Source organism: Roseateles sp. P5_E11 (assembly GCF_054049355.1).
The window spans coordinates 1-3320 of the sequence record NZ_JBFUMO010000614.1 but is presented as its reverse complement, the minus strand read 5'-3'; the positions used below and the strand labels follow the sequence as shown (position 1 = coordinate 3320).

Annotated in this window: 5 protein-coding genes; 1 reads left to right on the top strand and 4 read right to left on the bottom strand. The window is 69.3% G+C overall.

Annotated elements, in window-relative coordinates; all coding sequences use genetic code 11:
• From ACXJKR_RS27915 to ACXJKR_RS27905, 3 genes are all read right to left on the bottom strand, one after another.
• On the bottom strand, positions 1-604 hold a 604-nt coding region (locus tag ACXJKR_RS27915; protein WP_457325598.1), incomplete at its 3' end, for a penicillin-insensitive murein endopeptidase.
• A 55-nt stretch (positions 605-659) separates the two neighbouring features.
• Positions 660-1112 (bottom strand): hypothetical protein, encoded by a 453-nt coding sequence (locus ACXJKR_RS27910; protein ID WP_457325597.1) that lies wholly within the window; start codon positions 1110-1112, stop codon positions 660-662.
• A 110-nt stretch (positions 1113-1222) separates the two neighbouring features.
• Positions 1223-2311, bottom strand: a complete 1089-nt coding sequence (locus tag ACXJKR_RS27905) for a dienelactone hydrolase family protein (RefSeq protein ID WP_457325596.1) — start codon at positions 2309-2311, stop codon at positions 1223-1225.
• Positions 2312-2358: 47 nt separating this feature from the next.
• Here ACXJKR_RS27905 and ACXJKR_RS27900 point away from each other — a divergent pair, with 47 nt between their 5' ends.
• The gene (locus ACXJKR_RS27900) at positions 2359-3126 is read left to right on the top strand and encodes a substrate-binding periplasmic protein (protein WP_457325595.1); all 768 of its coding nucleotides are present in this window, start codon (positions 2359-2361) and stop codon (positions 3124-3126) included.
• On the opposite strand, the gene ACXJKR_RS27895 is transcribed toward ACXJKR_RS27900, so the two are convergent.
• On the bottom strand, positions 3123-3320 hold a 198-nt coding region (locus tag ACXJKR_RS27895; protein WP_457325594.1), incomplete at its 5' end, for a TRAP transporter large permease subunit. The genes ACXJKR_RS27900 and ACXJKR_RS27895 overlap by 4 nt on opposite strands.

The following is a 3320-nucleotide window of genomic DNA, read 5'->3' as shown; positions in this document are numbered from 1 at the left end:
CGTCATGCCTCACCCAGGGCTTGCCCTTCATGAAAGTGACGTGCCGTTCCAGCCAGGCGCCGCGGGGCGTCGCGAACAGGCGGGGCAGATAGGGTCGGTCGAAGATGACCTGGCTGATGCCCAGGCCGCGGGCCGCGGCGGCGCGATGCAGTTGGTAGAGGTGTTCGGCGAGGGCGTTGAAGTCGATCCGGTAGTCGTGCCAGCGGGCCTGGCCGTCGAATTCGATGTCATAGCCGAACTTGTCGCTGACCGCGGTCGGCAAGGGCACCGACTGGCCTTGGGCGTCGCGCACCGGGACGAAGAAGTCCACCGACAAGCCGTTCTGATGGGAGCGATGCGGCCTGAAGCGGCCACCCGACGGCCAGCCCGTCTCGCCGTAGACGTAGTGAACCTCGGGCGTCTGCTTCGCGAGTTCGGCATAGGCCTCGGCCACGATCTCGGCGACCTTGGCGTGCACATGGGTGCGCCCGAGAGAAACGCCGACCTGGCTGTAGGGCGAGAAATTGGGGCCGCTGCGGGGCAGGGCGACGCCAGCTTCCAGGTGGCCCTGGCTGACGCTGCCGTAGCACTGGCTGGCGGCAGCCGGCGCAGGCGCCTGCAACAAGGCAAATGCCGCGGCAAGTACCCATGAGGGCCTCATCGATGCGAGAGGCGTTGCCTCACGAGACGCGGCCGCGTTTCTTCATGGCGCGCCGGCCAGCCATGACGGCAAGCGCGGCAAAGGCGAAGGCGTAGCCGGCCACTTCGAGCTTGGCGAACTGCCTCGTGGCCAACAACGTGCTGGCGATGAAAACAGCGCAGGTGAAGAACAGGGCCGCGATGGCGAACCACAACGCCGGCGTCAGCAGCGAACCGTGTCGATTGGGCCGGTTGAAGCTCATGCGAACGCCCACCGAGACAAAGAAGGCCGACAGGGTTCCGATGACCGCGCAGAAGATCAAGGCCGGGGTCAGCGTCGCGCCGCCGCGCGCCACCAGCGTGAATGTGCTGAAGGCAAGGAGCACCGCGAGCGTGAGGCCCAGGAACAGGGTCACGGCACCGATGGCGCGCTGAACCCACAGGCCGCCGGGTTGATCGGCGATCGGGATTAGGGGGTTGTGGGATGCACGCATTCAATGCTCGCAGCTGTGGTGGAAGGACTATGCCAACAAAGTCAGGGTCGGCCGGATGTTGCCGAGGTGAAAACTCGCCTTGTCGGGCCGCGCCCGGGCCGTGCTGTCCGTCAATGGCGCTGACTTGCAAGCCATGTCGCCGCCGCCCGCTGCTGCTCGACGTCGAACAGGTGCCCACCGGGCGTGGCGCGCGTCTGCAAGCCGGCCCCTCGTCCCCAAGCCTGACCCAACCGTCGCCAAGCCTGCTGCACCGCATCCCACGGAAACAGCTTGTCGTCAGGCGACCCGAACAGCATCAGCGGCCTGGGCGCCATCAAGGCTGCCACATCCGGATGATCCAGCTCCGCCGCCAGCCCCGGATGGGCCATGCTGAAGGCGGACTGCCCCACCAGGGTGTGCTCTCCCGGCCGCAGCAGCCCTTCGCGCGTACACATCCAGTGCGCGGCGACGCAGGCCGAGACTTCATCGCAGACGGCCGCCAGCTGCCAGGCGCGGAATGCGCCCATCGAGAAGCCCAGCACCGCGACGCGTTTGCCATCCACTTCGGGCCGCTCGCGCAGCCAGCGGTGCGAGCGCAGGTCGTCGCTGGCGATGAGGCCGGCCCAGCTGTGGCCGAGCTGCATCAGGTGGCTGGCCAGCGCCTGCTGGTCGTCGCGCGCCAGGCCGGGGCGGCTGCGGTCGCCCCAGCCCAATGCGTCAATGGCCAGCACGGCAAAGCCGGCTTCAACCAAGGTGTCGCCGACGAAGCTGGCGCCGTAATAGCGCCGTACCCAGGCTTCGGCCGACGGGTTGGGCTGGAGCGGTCGGATCAGCTTTTCCTTGCCGATGTCGAAACGCGCACCGTGGTCGTGCATGACGACGACGGCGGGATGTGGGCCGGCGCCCTTGGGGCGCAGATAGAGCGCCGGTACGCGGTCGCCGAGTGCGCCGCGCAGCGTCAGCGCCTGGGCCGTGTGGCTGCCGCGGTCTTGCTCGCCGAGCACTTCAGTCGCGAAGTCGTTTCCGTCGTCACCCGGCTGCAGGATCAGCCGACGGGCGTTGGCCAGGGCTTCGGCGCGCCAGCCGGGGCCGGGGCGCCAGGCCAGGCGCGGCCGCCAGCGGCGCTGCAGGCCCGCCAGCGTCTCGTCGAGGGCTTCGGCACGGGCGAACACCGGCCACGTGGCCAGTGCAGCAAACAGTTGGCGACGTGCAAGGTTCATGGTCGCCAGGGGCTGCCAAGCAGGCGGCGCTGTGAGAGAGTCGGGCGATGCACCTGCGCCGCCGCGATGCCTGTCTGCTGCTCCTGACCCTGCCTGATGCGATGGCGTGGGCCGACGACAGGGCGCCGCTGCGGATCGGCTGGAGTGACTACCCGCCCTTCCAGAGCAAGGGCGCTTCCGGCAACCCGCAGGGCCTGGACGTGGAACTGCTGGAGTTGATGGCCCAGGCTTGCGGCGAGCATCTGCAATGGTCGCGCCGGCCCTGGGCGCGGCAGGTCCCGGACATCGCCCAAGGCGAACTGGACCTGATGTCCTCGGCCACGCACACGCCGGAGCGGCTGGCGTTTGGCGACTTCACGCTGGCCTACCGCAACGAGCGGGTGGCGTTGATGGGGCTGGCGGGCGCAGCGAATCGGCCGCGCCGGCTGGCCGACCTGAAGGGCCGCGCGGTCAAGATCGGCATGATCCGCGGCGTGTCCTTTCCGCTGGCCGTGCGCCGCGAGCTGGAGGACCCGGAGCTGGCGGGCCAGCTGGTGCCGCTGCATGCCAATGACCTGACGCTGTCGGCCCTGCGCGGGCGGCGCGTGGACTACGTCATCGACGACCCCGCCACGCTGCTCTACCGCGCCGCGCGTGAGCCCGGCGAGGCGGTGGAGGTGGTGCTGGAGTTGGCCGTGAGCCCGGTCCATGTCTACGTCAGCCGGCGCACGCTGGAGCGGCGGCCGGACCTGATGCAGCGCCTCAACCTGGGCCTGCAGCGGGCGCGCCAGCAGCCCGAATGGAACCGCGTGCTGGCGCGTTATCCAGGCTACTAGCCACCCACCCATGCCGGTAGCGCCATCGACAGCGCGGGAATGTAGGTGACGGCCAGCAGTGTGGCCAGCAGCGCGCCGTAAAAGGGCGCAATCGATCGCATGACCTGGCCGACGCTGACGCCACCGATCGCGCAGCCGACGAACTGCGTGCTGCCCACCGGCGGCGTGTTCAGGCCCAGCGCGCAGTTCAGCAG

Excerpts from the sequence above, each read along its gene's own strand:
- ACXJKR_RS27910 (WP_457325597.1), bottom strand. The coding sequence starts at position 1,112 with ATGCGTGCATCCCACAACCCCCTAATCCCGATCGCCGATCAACCCGGC.
- ACXJKR_RS27905 (WP_457325596.1), bottom strand. The coding sequence starts at position 2,311 with ATGAACCTTGCACGTCGCCAACTGTTTGCTGCACTGGCCACGTGGCCG.
- ACXJKR_RS27900 (WP_457325595.1), top strand. The coding sequence starts at position 2,359 with ATGCACCTGCGCCGCCGCGATGCCTGTCTGCTGCTCCTGACCCTGCCT.